Source organism: Candidatus Kosakonia sp. 282A-S69 (assembly GCF_029433855.1).
Lineage (GTDB): Bacteria > Pseudomonadota > Gammaproteobacteria > Enterobacterales > Enterobacteriaceae > Kosakonia > Kosakonia cowanii_A.
Genome location: NZ_JAROAU010000001.1, coordinates 851,154 through 874,200 on the forward strand (window position 1 = coordinate 851,154; position 23,047 = coordinate 874,200).

Annotated in this window: 20 protein-coding genes; 11 read left to right on the forward strand and 9 right to left on the reverse strand. The window is 54.7% G+C overall.

All coding sequences use genetic code 11. The annotated features are described in order from the left end of the window. Positions 1-9 precede the first annotated feature (9 nt). The 6 genes from PU683_RS03710 to PU683_RS03735 form a co-directional block, all read right to left on the reverse strand. Complete coding sequence (locus PU683_RS03710) at positions 10-339, reverse strand: cytochrome o ubiquinol oxidase subunit IV (protein ID WP_187801537.1); 330 nt, start codon at positions 337-339, stop codon at positions 10-12. After that, complete coding sequence (locus PU683_RS03715; protein WP_187801538.1) at positions 339-953, reverse strand: cytochrome o ubiquinol oxidase subunit III; 615 nt, start codon at positions 951-953, stop codon at positions 339-341. The genes PU683_RS03710 and PU683_RS03715 overlap by 1 nt, the downstream gene beginning before the upstream one ends. Then, on the reverse strand, positions 943-2,934 hold the full coding sequence (gene cyoB, locus PU683_RS03720) for a cytochrome o ubiquinol oxidase subunit I (RefSeq protein ID WP_277170178.1): 1,992 nt from the start codon (positions 2,932-2,934) through the stop codon (positions 943-945). The genes PU683_RS03715 and cyoB overlap by 11 nt, the downstream gene beginning before the upstream one ends. A gap of 16 nt (positions 2,935-2,950) precedes the next feature. Next, positions 2,951-3,898 (reverse strand): cytochrome o ubiquinol oxidase subunit II, encoded by a 948-nt coding sequence (cyoA, locus tag PU683_RS03725; RefSeq protein ID WP_187801540.1) that lies wholly within the window; start codon positions 3,896-3,898, stop codon positions 2,951-2,953. 581 nt (positions 3,899-4,479) lie between these two features. Then, positions 4,480-5,955: a muropeptide MFS transporter AmpG gene (gene ampG, locus PU683_RS03730; protein ID WP_277170179.1), complete on the reverse strand. Its 1,476-nt coding sequence runs from the start codon at positions 5,953-5,955 to the stop codon at positions 4,480-4,482. A gap of 43 nt (positions 5,956-5,998) precedes the next feature. Further along, a complete protein-coding gene (locus tag PU683_RS03735) occupies positions 5,999-6,577 on the reverse strand; it encodes a lipoprotein (protein WP_277170180.1) in 579 nt (192 codons plus the stop codon). A gap of 297 nt (positions 6,578-6,874) precedes the next feature. On the opposite strand from PU683_RS03735, the gene bolA reads away from it, so the two are divergent. The 9 genes from bolA to PU683_RS03780 all read left to right on the forward strand — a co-directional run bounded on the left by bolA (position 6,875) and on the right by PU683_RS03780 (position 17,277). Then, complete coding sequence (gene bolA, locus PU683_RS03740; RefSeq protein WP_277170181.1) at positions 6,875-7,192, forward strand: transcriptional regulator BolA; 318 nt, start codon at positions 6,875-6,877, stop codon at positions 7,190-7,192. A 349-nt stretch (positions 7,193-7,541) separates the two neighbouring features. Beyond that, positions 7,542-8,840: a trigger factor gene (tig, locus tag PU683_RS03745; RefSeq protein ID WP_124969419.1), complete on the forward strand. Its 1,299-nt coding sequence runs from the start codon at positions 7,542-7,544 to the stop codon at positions 8,838-8,840. Between the two features lie 285 nt (positions 8,841-9,125). Further along, positions 9,126-9,749 (forward strand): ATP-dependent Clp endopeptidase proteolytic subunit ClpP, encoded by a 624-nt coding sequence (gene clpP / locus PU683_RS03750; protein ID WP_017458886.1) that lies wholly within the window; start codon positions 9,126-9,128, stop codon positions 9,747-9,749. A gap of 124 nt (positions 9,750-9,873) precedes the next feature. Then, entirely contained in the window at positions 9,874-11,148 is a 1,275-nt protein-coding gene (gene clpX, locus PU683_RS03755) for an ATP-dependent protease ATP-binding subunit ClpX (RefSeq protein WP_187801543.1), read from the forward strand. Positions 11,149-11,332: 184 nt separating this feature from the next. After that, on the forward strand, positions 11,333-13,687 hold the full coding sequence (gene lon, locus PU683_RS03760; protein WP_277170182.1) for an endopeptidase La: 2,355 nt from the start codon (positions 11,333-11,335) through the stop codon (positions 13,685-13,687). Between the two features lie 209 nt (positions 13,688-13,896). Then, complete coding sequence (gene hupB, locus PU683_RS03765; RefSeq protein ID WP_277170183.1) at positions 13,897-14,169, forward strand: nucleoid-associated protein HU-beta; 273 nt, start codon at positions 13,897-13,899, stop codon at positions 14,167-14,169. A gap of 209 nt (positions 14,170-14,378) precedes the next feature. Further along, entirely contained in the window at positions 14,379-16,253 is a 1,875-nt protein-coding gene (gene ppiD, locus PU683_RS03770; protein ID WP_277170184.1) for a peptidylprolyl isomerase, read from the forward strand. Positions 16,254-16,399: 146 nt separating this feature from the next. Further along, positions 16,400-16,774, forward strand: a complete 375-nt coding sequence (locus PU683_RS03775) for a helix-hairpin-helix domain-containing protein (protein ID WP_277170185.1) — start codon at positions 16,400-16,402, stop codon at positions 16,772-16,774. Positions 16,775-16,869: 95 nt separating this feature from the next. Further along, positions 16,870-17,277: a YbgC/FadM family acyl-CoA thioesterase gene (locus PU683_RS03780; protein WP_277170186.1), complete on the forward strand. Its 408-nt coding sequence runs from the start codon at positions 16,870-16,872 to the stop codon at positions 17,275-17,277. Between the two features lie 699 nt (positions 17,278-17,976). On the opposite strand, the gene queC is transcribed toward PU683_RS03780, so the two are convergent. Together queC and PU683_RS03790 are read right to left on the reverse strand one after the other, a co-directional pair. Beyond that, on the reverse strand, positions 17,977-18,672 hold the full coding sequence (gene queC / locus PU683_RS03785) for a 7-cyano-7-deazaguanine synthase QueC (protein ID WP_277170187.1): 696 nt from the start codon (positions 18,670-18,672) through the stop codon (positions 17,977-17,979). A gap of 65 nt (positions 18,673-18,737) precedes the next feature. Beyond that, a complete protein-coding gene (locus PU683_RS03790) occupies positions 18,738-20,441 on the reverse strand; it encodes an SgrR family transcriptional regulator (protein ID WP_277170188.1) in 1,704 nt (567 codons plus the stop codon). A 98-nt stretch (positions 20,442-20,539) separates the two neighbouring features. Here PU683_RS03790 and cof point away from each other — a divergent pair, with 98 nt between their 5' ends. Then, positions 20,540-21,358 carry an HMP-PP phosphatase gene (cof, locus tag PU683_RS03795; RefSeq protein WP_277170189.1) on the forward strand — a complete coding sequence of 273 codons (819 nt, stop codon included), beginning with the start codon at positions 20,540-20,542 and terminating at the stop codon, positions 21,356-21,358. A 56-nt stretch (positions 21,359-21,414) separates the two neighbouring features. Here cof and PU683_RS03800 read toward each other — a convergent pair whose 3' ends face one another. Continuing rightward, positions 21,415-22,467 (reverse strand): PLP-dependent cysteine synthase family protein, encoded by a 1,053-nt coding sequence (locus PU683_RS03800; protein WP_277170190.1) that lies wholly within the window; start codon positions 22,465-22,467, stop codon positions 21,415-21,417. A 115-nt stretch (positions 22,468-22,582) separates the two neighbouring features. On the opposite strand from PU683_RS03800, the gene PU683_RS03805 reads away from it, so the two are divergent. Then, positions 22,583-23,041: an Lrp/AsnC family transcriptional regulator gene (locus PU683_RS03805; RefSeq protein WP_023478271.1), complete on the forward strand. Its 459-nt coding sequence runs from the start codon at positions 22,583-22,585 to the stop codon at positions 23,039-23,041. Positions 23,042-23,047 lie beyond the last annotated feature (6 nt).

Below are 23,047 nucleotides of genomic sequence, written 5' to 3' on the forward strand. Positions count from 1 at the left end.
TCGCCGCTCTTAGTGAACCATCATGTTGTAGTTCAGGTTCCACATAATCCAGATGGAGCCCACTACCAGGATAGCGATGATAATCACGGTAAAGACAAAGGCGGTCAGGTTCCAGCGCTCCTCAGAAGAGGTGTTCATGTGCAGGAAGCAGACCAGATGAACCAAAATCTGTACCACTGCGGTGACCAGTACGGTCCCCAGAATTGCGGCGTGTGACGCGGTACCGCTCATCACCATCCAGAACGGAATGACCGTCAGGATGATCGACAGGATAAAACCTGTCATGTAGGTTTTTACGCTACCGTGGGATGCGCCGCTGTGATCGGTTGAATGACTCATTACATCGCCCCCATCAGATAAACAACAGAGAACACACAGATCCATACCACATCAAGGAAGTGCCAGAAGAGGCTCAGGCACATGATGCGGGTACGGTTTGTGCTGGTCAGGCCGCGACGGGAGATCTGGAACATCAGAACCGCCATCCAGATGAGGCCAGAAGTGACGTGCAGACCGTGGGTACCCACCAGCGCAAAGAACGCTGACAGGAAGCCGCTACGATCCGGACCCATACCTTCCGCAATCAGATGATGGAACTCATAGATCTCCATGCCGATAAAGCCAGCACCAAACAGGAAGGTCAGCGCAAGCCAGGAGATAACCTGGCTCTTGTTGCCTTTATGCATGGCGATCGCCGCCATGCCGTAGGTGATGGAGCTGAACAGCAGCAGGAATGTCTCTACCAGAACGAACGGCAGTTCGAAAATGTCCTTGCCGGTCGGGCCGCCCGCTGTGCCGTTCACCAGAACGGCATAGGTCGCGAACAGACAGCTGAACAGAATGCAGTCGCTCATCAGGTAGATCCAGAAACCGAATACTTTATTCGGCCCTGCATCGTGGTGCCCGTGTTCGTGCGCATGGGCGTGCGCGTTGGTCAAAGTATCAGTTGCCATTTGTCAGCCCTGCTTTGTTGATCTCATCGAAATGCTGTTTTTCCAGTTTCTCGATTTCTGCAACCGGTACGTAGTAGTCCACGTCTTCGTCGAAGCTTTTCACAATCCAGCTGATGATGATGCCTGCGAAGCTGGCAATCGCCATCCACCAGATATGCCAGATCATGGCAAAACCGAATACCGTTGCGAACGCGGCAATAACAATCCCGGCACCGCTGTTTTTCGGCATATGAATCTCTTCATAATGCGTAGGTTGCTTGTACGCTTCGCCTTTCTCTTTCATCTCCCAGAAAGCATCACGTTCGTGAATTTCCGGAACAACGGCAAAGTTATAGAACGGCGGAGGAGAGGAGGTTGCCCACTCCAGCGTACGGCCACCCCACGGGTCACCGGTCAGGTCGCGGTTCTGATCGCGGTCACGAATAGAGACGTAGATCTGAATCAGCAGACACAGGATACCCAACGCGATCAGCGCGGCACCGCAAGCAGCTACGATCAGCATGCTGTGGAACTGCGGATCGATATGCTGGCTGAGACGACGGGTCATACCCATGAAGCCCAGTACGTACAGCGGCATAAACGCAACGAAGAAGCCAATAATCCAGAACCAGAAGGCGCGTTTACCCCAGGTTTCGTTCAGGGTGTAACCAAACGCTTTCGGCCACCAGTAGGTCATACCTGCGAAGCAACCAAATACCACGCCGCCGATGATGACGTTATGGAAGTGTGCAATCAGGAACAGGCTGTTGTGCAGCACGAAGTCTGCGCCTGGAACCGCCAGCAGCACGCCGGTCATCCCACCTACGGAGAAGGTGACGATAAAGCCGATAGTCCACAGCATAGAGGAGTGGAATACGATACGGCCCTGGTACATGGTGAACAGCCAGTTGAAGATCTTCACCCCGGTCGGGATGGCGATAATCATCGTGGTAATACCGAAGAAGGCGTTTACGTTCGCGCCGGCACCCATGGTGAAGAAGTGGTGCAGCCAAACGATGAACGACAGGATGGTAATACACACGGTCGCCCACACCAGCGAGGTGTAGCCAAACAGGCGTTTACGCGAGAAGGTGGCGGTAATTTCGGAGAAGACCCCGAACACCGGCAGCACCAGAATGTACACTTCCGGGTGACCCCAGGCCCAAATCAGGTTGATGTACATCATCATGTTGCCGCCCATATCGTTGGTAAAGAAATGGGTGCCCAGATAACGATCCAGGGTAAGCAACGCGATGGTAACCGTCAGAATTGGGAACGAAGCGATAATCAGCACGTTCGCGCACAGAGAGGCCCAGGTGAAGACCGGCATTTTGAACATGGTCATGCCCGGCGCACGCATGCGCAGGATGGTCACGAAGAAGTTAATACCGGTCAGCGTCGTACCGATACCAGAGAGCTGGAGACTCCAGATCCAGTAATCGACCCCGACACCAGGGCTGTACTCAATTCCCGAGAGCGGCGGATAAGCCAGCCAACCTGTCTGCGCGAACTCACCGACGCCCAGAGAGATGTTAACCAGAATCACGCCCACAACCGTGAACCAGAAGCTCAGGTTGTTAAGGAACGGGAAGGCAACGTCGCGCGCGCCGATCTGCAGCGGAACCACCAGGTTCATCAGACCGATAACAAACGGCATCGCCACGAAGAAGATCATAATCACGCCGTGGGCGGTGAAGATCTGATCGTAGTGGTGAGGCGGCAGGAAGCCCGCTTCGCCCATCGACGAAATCGCTTGTTGACTACGCATCATTACGGCGTCAGCAAAGCCGCGCAGCAGCATAACAACTGCTACGAGGACATACATGATGCCAAGACGTTTATGGTCAACCGAGGTTAACCACTCATTCCATAGCCATTTCCACTTACCGAAGTAAGAGAGCAGGCCGACTACCGCCAGACCACCGACGGCAATCGCAGCGATCGTAACCATGATAATCGGTTCATGGTACGGCACTGCATCCAGTGTAAGTTTTCCGAACATCGTTTTCCTCGGCCCCTTAGTGAGAGGTTTCCGCGTGGCTCATGTCCATGCCTTCCATACCTTCGTGTGACTTGTGCTCACCTTCCGGTTGGGTCATGTCCATGCTCTTGCCGTGGCCCATAAATTTGTTAATAACATCTTTAAACAAATCGGGTTTCACGCTGGAGAAGTATTCAACCTTGTTGTATTCGCTTGGTGCGGCAATTTTCTCGTACGTCGCCATATCTGGCACCGTAGTAGAAGACTGTTTCGCTTTGGCGACCCACTGGTCAAATGCGGCGCGGTCCGGCGTTGCAATGGCTTTAAACTTCATGCCAGAGAAGCCCGGGCCGCTGTAACTGGCAGAGATGCCATCATACGTACCTGCTTCGTTGGCAATCAGATGCAGTTTGGTCTGCATACCGGCCATCGCGTAGATCTGGCTGCCCAGACGCGGAATAAAGAACGAGTTCATCACGGAGTTGGAAGTCACTTTGAATTCCACCGGAGTGTTCGCCGGGAAGGCGATTTCATTCACGGTAGCGATGCCCTGTTCCGGATAGATAAAGAACCATTTCCAGTCCATGGCGACCACTTCAATAGTAACCGGGCGTTCGTCATGTACCAGTGGTCTGCTCGGCTCGAGCGAGTGGGTGGTTTTCCACGTCAGCACGGCAAGGAACAGGATGATCAGAATCGGCACCGTCCAGACCACAGCTTCCACTTTATTGGAGTGTGACCAGTTCGGGCTATACTTCGCATCTTTATTGCTCGCACGATACTTCCAGGCAAAACCTACGGCCATTAAGATGGCAGGCACCACGACAATCATCATCAGGCCAAAAGCCGTCAGGATGAGTGAACGTTGCTCCATACCAATCTGTCCTTTGGGGTCAAGAAGCGCAGAATCGCAGCCACTGAGTAATACAGTGCCGGCGATTAAGGACATCCATCCCAAACTTTTATTGTATTTCCTGAGTCTCATTTAACGACCTCAATTCCACGGGATCTGGTGGCGCTTAAAGTGTGCGGGCATTTTACGGAAAGGTTACGTTACTGTAAACATGATTGGCTTTGTGTCAGTAAGGTGTTACTGGGTTCTGCCGCACATGTCACACAGAATGCAACAATCTGTAAAACCGGGCGTTCGCACAGCCAGAGAGAGCGATTATAACGAAAACCCGACGTTACAATCTGCGTTGAGGGTAAATTGGTATAACCAATCGTTCAAATAAACAAATAATTAACAATTATCCAGCAAGAATTAAACATTATTGGAACGAATATGAAACCCAACAATTAATAACCGTGCTGAATCGTTATAGGATAGACCTTATTTTATAAGGCACAAATTAATTAAGATTTTTTATTTTTTGTCCGCTCAGGGCGTCTTGATAAAAAACAAAAATACGCCTGTTTAATGAACGAAATAATAACGGCGCTAAATTTATTTTTTCGCTTTTTTTATTTTTAATAGCTGATTTTAAAAGGGTTATCCGTTAAAAAATAACCCTGGCCTACACTATGCAAAATATATCGCATGCCGTGACGCCCGTTTCGCCCCCGCTAAAGCAGGGCGGTTCTGCGCAGCGCCAGCAGATCTAACCCGCCACCGAAGAGGATGCCCACCAACGCCAGCAGCGCGCCGCCCTCCAGCAGGAGGCCATCGACCGACCACTGCGTCAGACCCAGCGCATTGCTGGCCAGCACCAGCAGGCCGGCGGCAAGCAGCAGCGCGCCCGCGCCAAGGGTACGCAGCGCCAGCCGGTAAAGCGCCGTAAACTCGGTGCGCGGCATAAAGGCTTCCGTGCGCTGCGTATACTCCAGCGTGCGTTTACACAGCAGCAGCAGCGCCAGCCCCGGGATCGCCGCAAAGATCGAAAAGAGATAGAAGGTCGGCCAGTCATAACTGGCGACAAACCAGCCCGCCAGCGGCCCGACATAGACACGGCCAACGGCGGAAAGCGCAGAGAGTAACGCAAACTGCGTGGCGGAAAAGGCGCTGTTACAGAGCGTCATCAGCAGCGCGACAAATGCCGCCGTTCCCATGCCGCCGCAGAGGTTTTCGAAGAAGACCGCTGCACCCATCGTCACAATGTCTTTATCGGTAATGGAGAGCAGCCAGTAACCGGCATTGGAGATCGCCTGTAACACACCGAAGATCAGCAGGGCACGAAACAGCGTTAAGCGCTGCATCAACACGCCGCCCCACAAAGCACCGATTATCGTCGCCACCAGCCCTAAGCTTTTATTCACCATCCCGACATCGCCCGGGTCGAAACCGACGCCGCGAATCAGGAAGAGGGTGGTCAGGCTCATGGCAAACGCGTCGCCGAGCTTATAAAGGACAATCAGCAGCAGGATCAGCCAGGCGTTATTGCGCCCGAAGAAATCACGCAGCGGCGCTACCACCGCTTCCTCAAGGGTTCTCGGCGCGGGGAGGGTGCCCACCGGTTCCGGCGCACGCAGTGTGGCGAGAATACAAGGGATCATCAGCGCCGCCATTAGCCAGTACATCCCTTGCCAGCCCAGCCAGCGATCCGCCAGCCACAGCGCCAGACCGCCGGAGATGAGCATCGCAAGGCGGTAACCGAGCACGCTTATCGCCGCGCCTGCACCGCGCTCTTCAGCCGAGAGTACATCCGTTTTCCAGGCATCGAAAACGATGTCCTGCGACGCGGAGCAGAAGGCGATCACCACCGCCAGCGCTGCCATCCAGCGCAGATCGCTGGCAGGCTGCAGAAAGCCCATCGCGGCGATGGCGATCAGGAGCGCAACCTGCGTCAGCAACAGCCAGCCGCGGCGGCGTCCTAAAAAGGAGGGGGTATAGCGATCCATTGCCGGCGACCAGAGAAACTTAAAGACGTAGGCCTGACCGACCAGCGAGAAGAAGCCAATGGTTTTGACATCCACGCCTGCGACGGTTATCCACGCCTGTAACGTGCCGCTGGTGAGGGCAAGCGGCAAACCGGAGGCAAAGCCGAGCATCAGCAAAATTGCTGATTTGGGCTGCGTGAAAATGCGTAAGTAGTGACTGGGCATAGCGGCTCAGCTGGCCCGGCAGAACCGGGCCAGTGCAGAGAGATTAACGCGCGTTCTGCTTGATGAAATCGTGGATGGTGGTGTCCTGAGACATATCCGCGATTGTGTCGGTCAACACGCTGTTAACCGCATTGGTGATCTTTTCGTTGGTCGCCTGGAAAGCGCCTTCTACGTTATAGCTGGCGCGGTAGTTTTTTGTCAGCTTGTTGCCATTGGCGGCGGTGGCGATGATCGCAATATCCGCTTTGGTGGCAATGTTGTAACGCACGTTGCCCTGAGAGACGTCAGCGTAGAGCTGGTTAACGATGATCTGCAGGTTAACCGCGCCGTTCGGCCCAATCATGTAACCACGGGCGGTCATCTGCTTCTCAAGCACTTCCTGCAGCAGGAAGCGCAGATCGCGCGATGCGGTGAGGGTGACCAGCTGGTTATCACGGGTGACTTTCGCCAGCGCCTGATCCGGACGCTGATCGGCACCATTAATGCTGACCGTTACGCCCATCAGGCTCGGATCTTGTTGCGGAAGGGTAATTTTCGGCGTCACTTCAAGCGTGGTCGGCGGTGTTGCGCAGCCAGCCAGCATAAATAAAGCAACCAACGGGAAGAGAAGTTTCTTAATCATGTTCAGGCTCTCAAGGCTCTAAGCTTCTGGGAAAAATTGTCGCCATCATAACATTGCCGTTGTTAAGAGGAAGTCCTCAACGCATGTAAATTCATCGTGTTGTGATTTTTTTCAGCGCAGGGAAGATCTTCAAATGCTATTCCCGCCGCAAATAGCCAGGTTTTCCCTTGAGATTATGCCGTTGAGCGCAAAAGCACGACGAAGGCTAAATTTTTGTTGTCTTATTGTAACGGAGACGGTAAAAGCGGCTAACATTTAAAGGGATAGCTGGTATCTCAGCGTTGTCGGAGGCGTACCATGATGATGCGTGATCAAATAGAATCAAAACTGAAGGCGGCATTTGAGCCTGTTTTTCTCGACGTTGTGGATGAAAGTTACCGCCACAACGTTCCCGCGGGTTCGGAAAGCCATTTCAAAGTGGTACTGGTAAGCGACTGCTTCACCGGTGAACGTTTCCTCAACCGCCACCGCATGATTTACGCTACCCTGGCAGAGGAGCTGGCGACGAAAATTCATGCGCTCGCGCTGCATACCTACACCCTGAAAGAGTGGGAGGGGCTACAGGATACCTTGTTGGCCTCTCCAGCCTGCCGCGGCGCAGGGACTCTCGCTTAGAAAACCGGGTTGCAACAGGCTGAACTTTTCCAGTATGTTGCATGCAGTTAATGTGAAAACGGCCTGCGGGCCGTTTTGTTTTGTCTGAAATTTGAGCGAGAAGCGCCTTTTTGTGAGCATAATTGCTTCAGAAGTGTGAAAAATGACGCACCGTTGCGCTATTACCGTTCTCGACTCATATCTACGATGCCGCTATAATGCTGCGTCTTATTTTTCGGAATGTCTTCGGGGTGATTCTGACGACAGGGAATGTATATCTGATTTGAGAGAGCATCCCGGTTCTGCAAAGCGAAAGGTTTGCTTCGCAGGGTAGAGTTGACCGAGCACTGTGATTTTTTGAGGTAACAAGATGCAAGTTTCAGTTGAGACCACTCAGGGCCTTGGGCGCCGTGTAACGATTACAATCGCTGCTGACAGCATCGAGACCGCTGTGAAGAGCGAGCTGGTCAACGTAGCGAAGAAAGTACGTATTGATGGTTTCCGTAAGGGTAAAGTCCCGATGACCGTCGTTGCTCAGCGTTACGGCGCCTCTGTTCGCCAGGATGTGCTGGGCGACCTGATGAGCCGCAACTTCATCGACGCGATCATCCAGGAAAAAATCAACCCGGCTGGCGCACCGAACTATGTTCCGGGCGAATACAAACTGGGCGAAGACTTCACCTACTCTGTTGAATTCGAAGTCTATCCGGAAGTCGAACTGAAAGCGCTGGACACCATCGAAGTTGAAAAACCGATCGTTGAAGTGACCGACGCCGACGTTGACACCATGCTGGATACCCTGCGTAAGCAGCAGGCAGACTGGAAAGAGAAAGATGGCGCTGCAGATGCGGAAGACCGCGTAACTGTCGATTTCACCGGTTCTGTTGACGGCGAAGAGTTCGAAGGCGGCAAAGCGACTGATTTCGTGCTGGCGATGGGCCAGGGTCGTATGATCCCGGGCTTTGAAGAGGGCATCAAAGGCCACAAAGCGGGCGAAGAGTTCACCATCGATGTGACCTTCCCGGAAGAGTACCACGCGGAAAATCTGAAAGGCAAAGCGGCGAAATTCGTTATTAACCTGAAGAAAGTTGAAGAGCGTGAGCTGCCGGAGCTGACCGAAGAGTTCATCAAACGTTTCGGCGTTGAAGATGGTTCTATGGACGGTCTGCGCGCAGAAGTCCGTAAAAACATGGAGCGCGAGCTGAAAGGTGCCGTGCGTAACCGTGTTAAATCTCAGGCGATCGACGGTCTGGTTAACGCCAACAACATCGACGTTCCGGCTGCACTGATCGACAGCGAAATCGACGTTCTGCGTCGCCAGGCTGCTCAGCGTTTCGGTGGCAACGAGAAACAGGCTCTGGAACTGCCGCGCGAGCTGTTCGAAGAGCAGGCTAAACGCCGCGTAGTCGTTGGTCTGCTGCTGGGCGAAGTGATTCGTACCCATGAGCTGAAAGCTGACGAAGAGCGCGTAAAAGGCCTGATCGAAGAGATGGCTTCTGCGTATGAAGATCCGAAAGAAGTGATCGAGTTCTACAGCAAAAACAAAGAGCTGATGGACAACATGCGTAACGTCGCGCTGGAAGAACAAGCGGTTGAAGCGGTTCTGGAAAAAGCGAAAGTGACGGAGAAAGCAACCTCCTTCAGCGAGCTGATGAACCAACAGGCTTAATCGTTTTCTGCGATAGCTAAAAGTAATAAGCCCGTCACCTGCTTGCTGGTGGCGGGCTTTTTTTATCGTATTGGCTTTATCAGAACTGTGCTAAAAGCGTGTTTCAGGGTTAGCGTAACAGCAAAAGATTGTTATGCTTGAAAACATGCGTGGTCATCCCCACTAAAGAGGGTGGCAGGAAAGATTCTGGCTGATAATCCGTCCGTGAGGGGTCGTAGTCAGACCTCTTTCACTCAAGTACAATCAGTGCAGCAAGTTTGTTAATTTTTTATCCAGGAGACGGAAATGTCATACAGCGGCGAACGAGACAACTTTGCACCCCATATGGCCCTGGTGCCAATGGTTATTGAACAGACCTCCCGCGGTGAGCGCTCTTTCGATATCTACTCCCGTCTTCTCAAGGAACGCGTAATTTTCCTGACCGGTCAGGTCGAAGACCATATGGCCAACCTGATCGTGGCACAAATGCTGTTTCTCGAAGCAGAGAACCCGGAAAAAGATATCTATCTCTACATTAACTCTCCGGGCGGCGTCATTACGGCAGGCATGTCGATCTACGACACCATGCAATTTATTAAACCGGACGTCAGCACCATCTGTATGGGCCAGGCCGCGTCAATGGGCGCATTCCTGCTGACGGCTGGCGCAAAAGGCAAGCGCTTCTGCCTGCCTAATTCACGCGTGATGATCCACCAACCGCTGGGCGGCTATCAGGGTCAGGCGACGGATATCGAAATCCACGCGCGTGAGATCCTGAAAGTGAAAGGGCGCATGAATGAACTTATGGCGCATCACACGGGTCAATCCTTAGAACAAATTGAGCGCGATACCGAACGTGACCGCTTCCTTGCCGCGCAAGAAGCAGTAGAGTACGGGCTGGTTGACTCAATTTTGACCCATCGTAACTAATGCTCAGTCCGCATTGGCCGCTATACTTTCCAGTGCAAGCGGCGTAATGCCTGAGTAACGTTTTGCGCCTGGAATGGCATTTGCGTCGTCGTGTGGCGCAAAGAACAGAAAAGAGGTTTTACTCATGACAGATAAACGCAAAGATGGTTCGGGCAAACTGTTGTACTGCTCTTTTTGCGGCAAAAGCCAGCATGAAGTGCGTAAACTGATCGCCGGGCCGTCCGTGTATATCTGCGACGAATGTGTGGATCTGTGTAACGACATTATTCGCGAAGAGATTAAAGAAGTTGCGCCGCACCGCGAGCGCAGCGCGCTGCCGACGCCGCATGAAATCCGCCACCATCTCGATGACTACGTTATCGGTCAGGAGCAGGCGAAAAAGGTGCTGGCAGTGGCGGTCTACAACCACTACAAACGCCTGCGCAACGGCGACACCAGCAACGGTGTTGAGTTAGGTAAAAGTAACATTCTGCTGATCGGTCCGACCGGTTCCGGTAAAACGCTGCTTGCGGAAACACTGGCACGCCTGCTTGATGTACCGTTCACCATGGCGGACGCCACCACGCTTACCGAAGCGGGCTACGTCGGTGAAGATGTGGAAAACATCATTCAGAAGCTGCTGCAGAAGTGTGACTACGATGTGCAGAAAGCGCAGCGCGGCATCGTCTATATTGATGAGATCGATAAGATCTCCCGTAAGTCAGACAACCCTTCCATCACGCGTGACGTGTCGGGCGAAGGCGTACAGCAGGCGCTGCTGAAGCTGATTGAAGGTACTGTCGCAGCCGTTCCGCCGCAGGGCGGCCGTAAGCATCCGCAGCAGGAGTTTTTGCAGGTTGATACCTCCAAAATCCTCTTTATCTGCGGTGGTGCTTTCGCAGGCCTTGATAAGGTGATCTCTCACCGTGTGGAAACCGGCTCCGGCATCGGTTTTGGCGCGACGGTGAAAGGAAAATCCGAAAAAGCCAAAGAGGGCGAACTGCTGGCGCAGGTTGAGCCGGAAGATTTGATCAAATTTGGTCTGATCCCGGAGTTCATCGGTCGTCTGCCGGTTGTTGCCACGCTGAACGAGCTGAGTGAAGAAGCGCTAATTCAGATCCTGAAAGAGCCGAAAAACGCCCTGACCAAGCAGTACCAGGCGCTGTTTAATCTTGAAGGCGTCGATCTGGAGTTCCGCGACGAAGCGCTCAACGCGATTGCTAAAAAAGCGATGAGCCGTAAAACCGGCGCACGTGGTCTGCGCTCTATCGTAGAAGCCGCGCTGCTCGACACCATGTACGATCTGCCGTCGCTGGAAGACGTCGAGAAAGTGGTGATTGATGAGTCGGTAATCGACGGGCAAACCAAGCCGCTGCTGATTTACGGCAAGCCGGAGGCGCAGCAGGCATCTGGCGAATAATTCGTCAATTCATACAGTCAGTTAATCAAAAAGGGGGGATTTTATCTCCCCTTTTATTTTTCCGACTTCCCGGCGTTGAATGTGTGGGAAACATCCCCATATACTCCATTACATGTTAATGGTGCGTGTGGCACAGTCACGTCACCTTGATTACCTGGCGGACTTTAAACTAAGAGAGAGCTCTATGAATCCTGAGCGTTCTGAACGCATTGAAATCCCCGTATTGCCGTTGCGCGATGTGGTGGTTTATCCGCACATGGTCATCCCGTTATTTGTGGGGCGGGAAAAATCAATCCGTTGTCTTGAAGCAGCCATGGATCATGATAAAAAAATCATGCTGGTTGCGCAGAAAGAAGCGTCAACGGATGAGCCGGGTGTAAACGATCTTTTCACCGTCGGGACCGTGGCGTCTATTCTGCAGATGTTGAAACTGCCTGATGGCACTGTAAAAGTGCTGGTTGAGGGGCTTCAGCGCGCGCGCATTACTTCGCTTGCCGATAACGGCGAGCACTTCTCCGCAAAAGCGGAATACCTCGACTCGCCGGCAATTGACGAGCGCGAGCAGGAAGTGCTGGTACGTACCGCGATTAGCCAGTTCGAAGGCTATATCAAGCTCAACAAAAAAATCCCGCCGGAAGTGCTGACGTCGCTGAATAGCATCGACGATCCTGCGCGTCTGGCTGACACCATTGCTGCGCATATGCCGCTGAAGCTGGCTGACAAGCAGTCGGTGCTGGAGATGTCCGACATCAACGAGCGCCTCGAGTATCTGATGGCGATGATGGAGTCGGAGATCGATCTGCTGCAGGTTGAGAAACGTATTCGCAACCGCGTGAAGAAGCAGATGGAGAAATCCCAGCGCGAGTACTATCTGAATGAGCAGATGAAGGCCATCCAGAAAGAGCTCGGCGAGATGGATGATGCGCCGGACGAAAACGAAGCGCTGAAGCGTAAAATTGACGCGGCGAAAATGCCGAAAGAGGCCAAAGAGAAGGCCGAGTCCGAGCTGCAGAAGTTGAAAATGATGTCGCCGATGTCTGCGGAAGCAACCGTCGTGCGTGGCTACATCGAGTGGATGGTGCAGGTTCCGTGGAATGCGCGTAGCAAGGTCAAAAAAGACCTTCGCCAGGCGCAGGAAGTGCTGGATACCGACCACTACGGCTTAGAGCGCGTCAAAGACCGCATCCTTGAGTATCTTGCGGTTCAAAGCCGTATGAACAAACTCAAAGGGCCGATTCTCTGCCTGGTTGGGCCGCCGGGGGTGGGTAAAACCTCGCTTGGTCAATCCATCGCTAAAGCGACCGGGCGTAAATACATTCGCATGGCGCTCGGCGGCGTGCGTGATGAAGCGGAGATCCGTGGTCACCGCCGCACTTACATCGGTTCTATGCCAGGTAAACTGATCCAGAAAATGGCAAAAGTGGGCGTTAAAAACCCGCTTTTCCTGCTGGATGAGATCGACAAAATGTCCTCCGACATGCGTGGCGATCCCGCTTCTGCGCTGCTGGAAGTGCTCGATCCTGAGCAGAACGTGGCGTTCAGCGATCACTACCTGGAAGTGGATTACGATCTGAGTGATGTAATGTTCGTTGCCACCTCCAACTCCATGAATATCCCGGCACCGCTGCTGGACCGTATGGAAGTGATTCGCCTCTCCGGTTACACCGAAGATGAGAAGCTGAACATTGCCAAGCGCCATCTGCTGACGAAGCAGATTGAGCGTAACGCGCTGAAACCTGACGAATTGACGGTTGATGACAGTGCTATCATCGGCATTATCCGTTACTACACCCGCGAAGCCGGTGTGCGTGGGCTGGAGCGTGAAATCTCGAAACTGTGCCGTAAAGCGGTGAAACAGCTGTTGCTGGATCCGTCCCTGAAGCATATCGAGATCAACGGCGACAACCTGAATGACTACCTCGGCGTTCAGCGCTATGACTACGGTCGTGCGGATGATGAAAACCGCGTAGGCCAGGTTACCGGTCTGGCGTGGACTGAAGTGGGCGGCGATCTGCTGACTATCGAAACCGCCTGCGTGCCGGGTAAAGGCAAACTGACCTACACCGGTTCGCTGGGTGAAGTGATGCAGGAGTCTATCCAGGCCGCGTTGACCGTGGTGCGCGCACGCGCAGAGAAGCTGGGTATCAACGGCGACTTCTACGAAAAACGCGACATCCACGTGCATGTGCCGGAAGGTGCTACACCGAAAGATGGTCCGAGTGCCGGTATCGCCATGTGCACCGCGCTGGTCTCCTGCCTGACAGGGAATCCGGTTCGCGCCGATGTCGCCATGACGGGTGAAATCACCCTGCGTGGTCAGGTGCTGCCGATTGGCGGCCTGAAAGAGAAACTGCTGGCAGCGCACCGCGGCGGGATCAAAACCGTACTGATTCCTTACGAAAATAAACGCGATTTGGAAGAAATTCCGGAAAACGTGATTGCCGATCTGGATATCCATCCGGTGAAACGTATTGAAGAAGTGCTGACGCTCGCGCTGCAGAGTGCGCCGTTTGGCATGCAGGTAGCCACTGCAAAATAGTGACCTCGCGCAAAGTGTGTCGAGAAATATAAGGCTGGTGAGTGATTTCGCACTTGCCAGTCTTTTTTTGTATAGCTAATTTAGATTGCTGGTCTCCTGTGTCATCATCAACTGATGTTGTAAGGGCATGAGAGGCCTGTTATAACTGCTGCGCGGTCGCACTTCGAAGGATGTTGTGCGATATAAAATATAAAGAGAGGAAGAGAAGAGTGAATAAATCTCAACTGATAGACAAGATTGCCGCTGGCGCTGACATTTCTAAAGCCGCCGCCGGACGCGCGTTAGATGCGTTAACTGCTTCTGTTACTGAATCTTTGCAATCCGGGGATGACGTAGCACTGGTTGGTTTCGGTACTTTTGTGGTTAAAGAGCGCGCTGCCCGTACTGGCCGCAACCCGCAAACCGGCAAAGAGATTACTATTGCTGCTGCCAAAGTCCCAAGCTTCCGCGCAGGTAAAGCGCTGAAAGACGCCGTGAACTAAGGACTTTCCCCACGCGGGGAGGGTAGCAACATACAAGGGCACATCGCGAGGTGTGCCCTTTTTATTTTCGCAAAATCAATTTCTGCGAGTTTATACACGATGCGGGCTAACAATTGCGCCGTTTTCTTGTCAAAATACGCGCTTACATGCAGCGGGCCTCGTGCGCTGCCTGAGATCTACAGTCACCTACAGCGGAGTGTTGTTACACCATGATGGACAATTTACGCGCGGCGGCGAATCACGTCGTGCTCAAGATCATTCTGGGTTTGATTATCGTGTCATTCATTTTGACTGGCGTGGGTAACTACCTGATTGGCGGTAACAATAATTACGCCGCAAAAGTTAATGGCCAGGAAATCGGCCGCGCGCAGTTTGAAAATGCGGTAACCAGCGAGCGCAACCGTATGGCGGAGAAGCTGGGTGACCAGTTCTCGGAACTGGCCGCTAATGAAAACTACATGAAATCCGTACGTCAGCAGGTGCTCAATCGCATGATTGATGAAGCCCTGCTGGATCAATATGCGAAGAAGCTGGGTCTTGATATCAGCGATGAGCAGGTCAAAAAGGCAATCTTCGCCACCGACGCTTTCCACTCTGACGGCAAGTTCGATAATAACCGCTTCAACGCCCTCGTTAACCGTATGGGCATGAGCGCCGATCAATATGCGCAGGCGCTGCGTAACCAGCTCATCTCCCAGCAGCTGATCAACGCCGTTGCCGGCACCGATTTTATGCTCAAAGGTGAGACCGACGAGCTGGCGGCGCTGGTATCTCAGCAGCGCGTCGTGCGCCAGGCGGTAATTGACGTGAATGCGCTGGCGGCAAAACAGACGGTCAGCGATGACGAGATCGCCAGCTATTACGACCAGAACAAAAGCCGCTTTATCGCGCCAGAGCAGTTCCGCGTAAGCTATATCAAGCTTGACGCAGCGGCGATGCAGGAGAACGCCACCGACGCACAGATTCAGGCTTACTACGACCAGCATAAGGATGAGTTTACTCAGCCGCAGCGTAATCGTTACAGCGTCATTCAGACCAAAACGGAAGATGAAGCGAAAGCGGTCATCGACGAGCTGAAAAAAGGGGCTGACTTTGCTGCCCTGGCGAAGGCGAAATCCGCCGACATCATCTCTGCCCGTAACGGCGGCGACATGGGCTGGCTGGAAGAGTCCACCACGCCGGATGAGCTGAAAAACGCCGGTCTGAAGGAGAAAGGCCAGCTTTCAGGCCCAATCAAATCCTCCGTCGGCTATCTTGTGGCGCGTCTGGATGACATTCAGCCTGCCGTTGTCAAACCGCTTGACGAAGTACGCGATGAACTGGCGGCAAAAGTGAAGCATGAAAATGCGCTCGATGCCTGGTTCGCGCTACAGCGTAAAGTGAGTGAAGCGGCAACCAACGATAACGAATCCCTGGCCGGTGCCGAGCAGGTTTCAGGTATCAAAGCGGTGCAGACGGAGTGGTTTACTCGCGACAATCTGCCGGAAGAGCTGAACTTCAAACCGGTCAGCGATGCGATTTTCAACGGCGGTCTGGTAGGGCAAAACGGTTCGCCGGGCAACAACTCCGATATCATCACCGTTGATGGCGATCGCGCGTTCGTGCTGCGAGTGACTGACCATAAAGCGGAAGCGATTAAGCCGCTGGCGGAAGTGAAAGCGCAGGTTGCGGATATCGTTAAGCAAGATAAAGCTGAGCAGCAGGCGAAGCTGGATGCGGACAAACTGGTCGAAGCGCTGAAAGCGGGCAAAGGTGACGAGGCGCTGAAAGCCGCTGGCCTTAGCTTCGGCGAAGCGAAAACCCTGGCGCGCCTCGGACAGGATCCGGTTGCAACCGCGGCCTTCAACCTGCCGCTGCCGGCGAAGGATAAACCCTCCTACGGCAGTACCACCGATCAGCAGCGTAACGTCGTGATCATGGCGCTGGATGAGGTGAAAGCGGGCGAAATGCCAGACGCGCAGAAGAGAGCGATGATGCAGGGCGTGACGCAGAATAACGCGCAGATCGCCTTTGAAGCGCTGATGAGCAACCTGCGTAAAGAAGCCAAAATTAAGCTGGGCGATACCGCAGAACAGCCGCAGTAACGTGAACTCTCTCCCAAAAAAAGGTAACGCTCTGCAATTCACAAAGGCCGCTTTCGCGGCCTTTTCCATTTCTGCTGTTTGCCCTTTGTGCACCTTTTCCGCCCCGGTTATGCTCCGCTGCGAGTTAACACAACGGAGATAACAGTATGAAACATGGAGTCAAAACCCTTTTACTGCCCCTGGCGTTTGTGTGTGCGACATTCAGTTCTGCCACGCTTGCCGCGCCCGCAACCGGTGCAAAACCGCCCGCCACGCACTCCGCCGCACCCGCTTCTCACCCCAACGCGCAGGAGGCGGCAAAGTCCGCACAGGAAGAGGAGGGCGACGTTAAAGTCAGCATCAACAATGCCACGGCGGAAGCACTATCAAAGGCGCTGAAGGGCGTTGGCCTGAAAAAAGCGCAGGCGATCGTCAGCTACCGCGAAGAGTATGGGCCGTTTAAAAGCGTCGACGATTTAAAACAGGTGCCGGGCATGGGGAGCAAGCTGGTGGAGCGTAATCTGGCGAACCTGAAACTGTAAGCTGCTTGCGTAGTCGCTAATTTTTGCCAGAATTAGGAGGTCATACCAGTATGACCTCTGTCTCTATAACTATAAACGGTAAAGGTTAACGCGCTATGCAGACCCAAATAAAAGTTCGTGGATTCCACCTTGATGTCTATCAGCATGTAAACAACGCCCGCTATCTCGAGTTTCTCGAAGAAGCACGCTGGGATGGGCTGGAACATGACGAGAGTTTTCAGTGGATGACCGCCCATAACATCGCTTTTGTAGTGGTTAACATCAATATCAACTATCGCCGTCCGGCGGTGCTCGGCGATCTGCTGACGGTCACCAGCCATTTGCAGCAGATTAATGGCAAAAGCGGGGTGTTAAGCCAGGTGGTGACACTGGAGCCGGAAGGGCAGGTGGTTGCCGATGCGCTGGTGACCTTTGTCTGCATTGATCTTAAAACCCAGAAAGCGCTGGCGCTGGAGGGGGAGTTGCGGGAGAAGCTGGAGATGATGATTGGGGAGCGGGATTAGGCGCGCTGGCGTCGCTGAAACCCCGTAGGGCGGGTAAGCGGAACGCACCATCCGGCAAACGGCCTGGCATATGGCACTGGTGGAATGATTCCGTTCATCATGCGTGCGGCGGAATATTTTTCTCACTGGTGCGGTGAACGGGACAAGGGAAGCGGCCGCGCTCCCCTTGTCAATCCCCGCGGTCCCGCGAGGAAATCGGTGCTGCGCATTGCGCTCACCTCCCGCGTGCCTGACGGCGGCCGGCTCGGCTCGACTTACTCGCTCCATTCTGGAACTCAGTTTACGCGTCCCATCCATGGGACTCGCCCCTTCGGGGCCAGCGCAAGCGCTGTTCAACATTGCTCCCGGCAATTTTGTCCTGTCCCGGTTCGCCTCTGCCCGCCATCCATGGCGTCCAGACCTTGTCATTCACGCTCCGGTTCGCCGATTTCAGCGGGGACACAACCCCGTCGCTGTCATATTGCAGGTAAAAGAAACGTCGGTATCGCTGGAACTGCGTTTTGGTAGGCCGGATAAGGCGAAGCCGCCATCCGGCAATGGTGCTGCGGAGATCATGCCGGATGGCGCTGCCGCTTATCCGGCCTACGGGATCGACGCTGGTTTTTACGCTGCCGCCCGGCAACATTGCCGCGGTGATCATGCCGGATGGCGCTGCCGCTTATCCGGCCTACGGGAGTGGTGCGGATTTGTTGGTCAGGTTTATTTCAATCCGGTTTTTGCTTTCATGGCGCTCAGCACTGCCGCTTTATCGGCAACGTACTGCTGTAACCCATTGGCGCGTAAATGGCACGCCGCGCAATGGCCGCAACCATCGCCTTTAATGCCGTTATAACAGGTCAGGGTTTCGCTGCGCACCAGATCCAGCGCGCCCCAGTAATCCGCCAGCGCCCATGTCTGCGCTTTATCGATCCACATCAGTGGCGTTTCAAAGCGGATATCTTTCGCCAGACCAAGGCTCACCGCGTGATTAAGCGCCTTCACAAACTCATCGCGGCAGTCCGGGTAGCCGGAAAAATCGGTCTCGCACACACCGGTGATCACCGCTTCTGCCTGCACCTGGTAGGCATATACCGCCGCGAGGGTCAGAAAGAGAATATTGCGTCCGGGAACAAAGGTGTTCGGGATGCCGTCCGCGCTCTCTTCATAATCCGGTACCGGAATACTGTCCCGCGTCAGGCTGCTCACGGCCAGTTCGTTAAGCAGCGTCACATCCAGCACTTTATGCGCCCGCGCCCCCAGCTTTTGCGCCAGTTTGCGCGCGACGTCGATCTCAGCGCGATGGCGCTGACCATAATCGAACGTCACGCAATGGACTTCATCATACTGCTGTAACGCCTGCACAAGGCAGGTCGTGGAGTCTTGTCCGCCACTGAAGACGACAACGGCACGTTTCATAATTATTCCTGACATTTATACAAAAAAGGTATGGTAGCGCGTGAGTCAGGCAGCGACCAGCTTCTTCACGCCGACGTCGACGGGGCCGGAAGCCAGGCCTCGGTAAACTCAAACCAGCCGCGGCGATTAACCTCGATCCCCTCGACGCCCGGCGGCGCGCTAATGCGGTAGTGGTAATTAAAGAGCGGCGTCAGCAGCGCCCCGGTCATTAACGTATCAAAGAGCGCTTTTAACGCCGCGATACGCGCCCACTCGTCGGCCTGGCGCTGTACCGCATCCAGCGTCGCCTGCAGATGCGCGAACTGCGCGCGGCCAAGCAGGTTCGGCCACAGCGGATCGCAGCGCAGCCACTGCTCCAGGGTGTACTCCGGTGCTTCGCCAATCAGCCTGTCGCCCATCACCAAATCCGCCGCCGCAAGTTCTCTGCACCCCTCCCAGCTTTTACCGTCATGAAAGATCACCGTCAGCTCGCAGCCGAGCACGGCAAGATAGGCTTTAAGCTGCTGCGCCATGGTGTGCAACTCCACCGGCAGATGGTAGATAAGCGTCAGTTTCGCAGGCAGGGCGACATCTTCTTCGGGCCAGCCGGGAATATGCCAACCGGGCAGTAATTCTCCACTCGGAGTAATCAGTCCCTCATCCAGCGGCAGCGTCTGCAGAAGTGAGGTGTGATGAATAATCTGCACCAGACGGCGCGCCTGCGCCGGACTCAGCCGCGCGCCTGGCCGTAGAGCGAGATAGCAAAAACCGAGGCTGATGCTATTACTGACCGGTTGCAGATGGCGCAACTCCCCCGGCTCGCCGATGGCGATCTGCACCGGATGGCGGCAGCTGGTGCCTAAATCCTCATCAAAAAGCTGCGGCGCAATCCAGTACTCGACCGCTTTCAGCAGCGGATGCCCGAGGTGGTAGTGATCGTGGCTCTCAAGGCGCACCAGTTCGTCGCTGAAGATGGCAAGGCGAAACGGACCGGTGCCAATCTGCGGATGAGACGGGTGCGCCAGGCGGCTACCGTAGCTCGCCAGCCGGTGCGCCAGCCAGTAATCGGGGCGATGCAGCTGAAAGGTCATGCACCATGGATGGGTGAGAGTAATGCGTTCGACGCTGGCGAAAAGGGTTCGTAGCGCGGGCAGATCGAGGAGGGCGACAAGCTGCGCATGCAGCTGCGCGGCGGTGACCGCATCGCCATTGTGCCAGTGCAGCGTGGCGTGAAGATAAAAACGCCAGTACAGGCCATCCTCACTGATCTCCCAGTGGTGCGCCAGGTCGGTCTGCGGTAACGCGCTGCGGCTGATAAAGCGCGTCAGCCCGCTAAAGATCTGCCCGGCCAGGTGCTGCTCCGCCCGCCCTGCGAGAAAACCCGGTAATAAAGGCTCCAGAGGGCGATAGTAGGGAATGCGCAGAGTCGGCGTTTCATTCTGCCACAGCCCGCCGAGGTAGGGGTTGAGCAGCGCACGCAAATCCGCAGGATCCAGCTCGGCGAGCGCCAGCGCGTTGTGCTGCTGCCCGGCGGTCAGCGCTTGCTCCAGCATCTCGCGGCGTAGCCGCTCCGGCGTCACACAGAAATGCAGCGCGCCGCGTTTGCCGCGCCCGGATTGCGCCCGCCATGTTAACCAACCGGCGGCCTGCATCTGGCGCAGCAGTGTGCGCATATGGCGTTCGCTGCAGTAGCAGCGCAGGGCCAGCTCGCTAATGTTTACCGTCTGATCCTCGCCGGCAGAGGGCGACCAGAGACGCTGAAATTGGTTAAGGCGGTTAAGTAATCTCATAACCCGGAACAATAATTTCTATCTATTCACTATTACTTCCGTATATCCCACGCAATACTGAAACACAACCTAACAGCATCAGAACTGGAGAGTAGATCATGGCGCGTCTGGTCGCTTTTGATATGGATGGCACCCTGCTTATGCCCGACCATCGTTTAGGCGATCAAACGCTGGCGGCGTTGCGGCGCTTACATGAGCGGGAGATTACGCTGGCCTTTGCCACCGGTCGGCACGCGCTGGAGATGCAGCGCGTTGTGCAGCATATCGGCCTCAATGCGTTTCTCATCACCGGCAACGGTACGCGCATCCACTCCTTAAAGGGCGAGCTGCTCCATCGCCAGGATCTCGATCCGCAGGTGGTAGACCGCGTGCTGCACAGCCGCTGGGAGACCTCTGCTTCGCTACACGTGTTTAATGATTCCGGCTGGCTCACCGATAAGCCGATGCCGGAGGCGCTACAGGCGCATCTCTTCAGTGATTTTGGCTACCAGATTGTGGATCTTAAACGCTTGCCACCCCATGAGGTTGCCAAGATAAGTTTTGTCGGCGATCACGACGATCTCTGCCGCTTGCTGGTGCAGCTTAATGAGCAAATTGGCCTCCAGGCACATATCTGCTTCTCGGCGATGGATTGTCTCGAGATCCTGCCGGTGGGCTGCAACAAAGGCGCAGCGCTGGCGGTGCTCACTGCCTCGTTAGGGCTGACGATGCAAGAGTGTATGGCGTTTGGCGATGCGATGAATGACAGAGAGATGTTAGAGAGCGTCGGCTACGGCATGATCATGGGCAACGCAATGCCGCAACTGCGCGCGGCACTGCCGCACTTACCGGTAATCGGGCACTGCCGTAATCAGGCGGTGTCGCACTTTTTGACACACTGGCTGGACACTCCACATCTTCCTTATTCCCCCGAATGAAAAGATATTGCCAGCGAGCCGGGTGTTAACCCGGCTTTTTTTGTCTGTAGCCATTGCTATTGCGGTGAGGTAAGCAGGGCGATCTGCGCTTTCCACGGTTCGATATCGCCGAGGTTCGCCGCTACCCATTGCGGGTTGTAGTAGGTTTCAAGATAGCGCTCGCCGCTGTCGCACAGCAGGGTGACGATCGAGCCATTGCGTCCTTCCTCACGCATCTGCGCCGCACGCTGTAACGCCCCCCACATATTGGTGCCGGTAGAGGCACCCACTTTGCGGCCAAGCTGCGTCTCCAGCCACTGGGCGGTAGCAACGCTGGCGGCATCCGGCACACGCAGCATCTCATCAACCACATCGGCAATAAACGACGGCTCGACGCGCGGGCGACCAATGCCTTCGATTTTGCTGCCGACTGGGCTGCGTAGCGAGCTGTCGCGCTGCTGCCAGTAGTCAAAGAAGACGGAATTCTCCGGATCAACCACCACCAGGCGCGTGTCGTAACCCTGGCAGCGAATATAGCGGCCAATGGTTGCCGAGGTGCCGCCCGTCCCGGCGCTCATCACAATCGCTTCTGGCACCGAATGCGGCTCGTTTTTCATCTGGCGGAAAATGCTATCGGCAATGTTGTTATTGCCGCGCCAGTCCGTCGCGCGCTCAGCGAAGGTGAACTGATCCATATAGTGACCGTTCAGCTCTTTTGCCAGCCGCTCTGATTCGGCATAGATCTCGCAGGCGCTGTCGACAAAGTGGCAGCGGCCGCCGTAAAACTCGATCTGTTCCACTTTGCGTTTCGCCGTGCAGTAAGGCATCACGGCGATAAAGGGCAGCCCGAGCAGGCGCGCAAACCAGGCTTCTGATATGGCGGTGGAGCCGGACGAGGCCTCAATAATCGTGGTGCCTTCCTTGATCCAGCCGTTGCACAAGCCGTAGAGAAACAGCGAGCGCGCAAGGCGGTGCTTCAGGCTGCCGGTGGGATGCGTGCTTTCATCTTTTAAGTAGAGGTTGATGCCCGGAAAACCCGTCAGCGTCAGGCGGATAAGGTGGGTATCCGCAGAGCGCTGCGCGTCGGCATTGATTTCATTAATCGCGTATTTGACCCAGCTGTTGTTCATGATGCTGTTCCGTTTGTCATTTTGTGCCCAGTCTAGCGAAAGGCGAAGAAAAAAAGGTTGCCATTTCGCCTTTGCGGTAGACTGTTTAGAGAAAAATTTTCTAACGGAGCAGGGGATGTTAGATAAAATTGACCGCAAGCTGCTGGCGTTATTGCAGCAGGATTGTTCGCTCTCTTTGCAGGCGCTGGCTGATGCCGTTAATCTGACCACCACTCCGTGCTGGAAACGGCTGAAAAAACTGGAAGATGACGGTATCTTACTGCGCCGCGTGGCGGTGCTGGATGCGGAAAAACTCGGGCTGGGGCTGACGGCCTTTGTGCTGATCAAAACCCAGCATCACAGCAGCGACTGGTATAACCGCTTCGTCAGCGAAGTGACACAGCTCCCGGAAGTGCTAGGCTTTTGGCGTATGGCTGGCGAGTACGATTACCTGTTGCGCGTCCAGGTGGCAGACATGAAACGCTATGATGACTTCTATAAGAAGCTGGTCAACAGCGTTCCGGGGCTCTCGGATGTCACCTCCAGCTTCGCCATGGAACAGATAAAATACACCACGGCTTTGCCCATTGAATAACCCTTC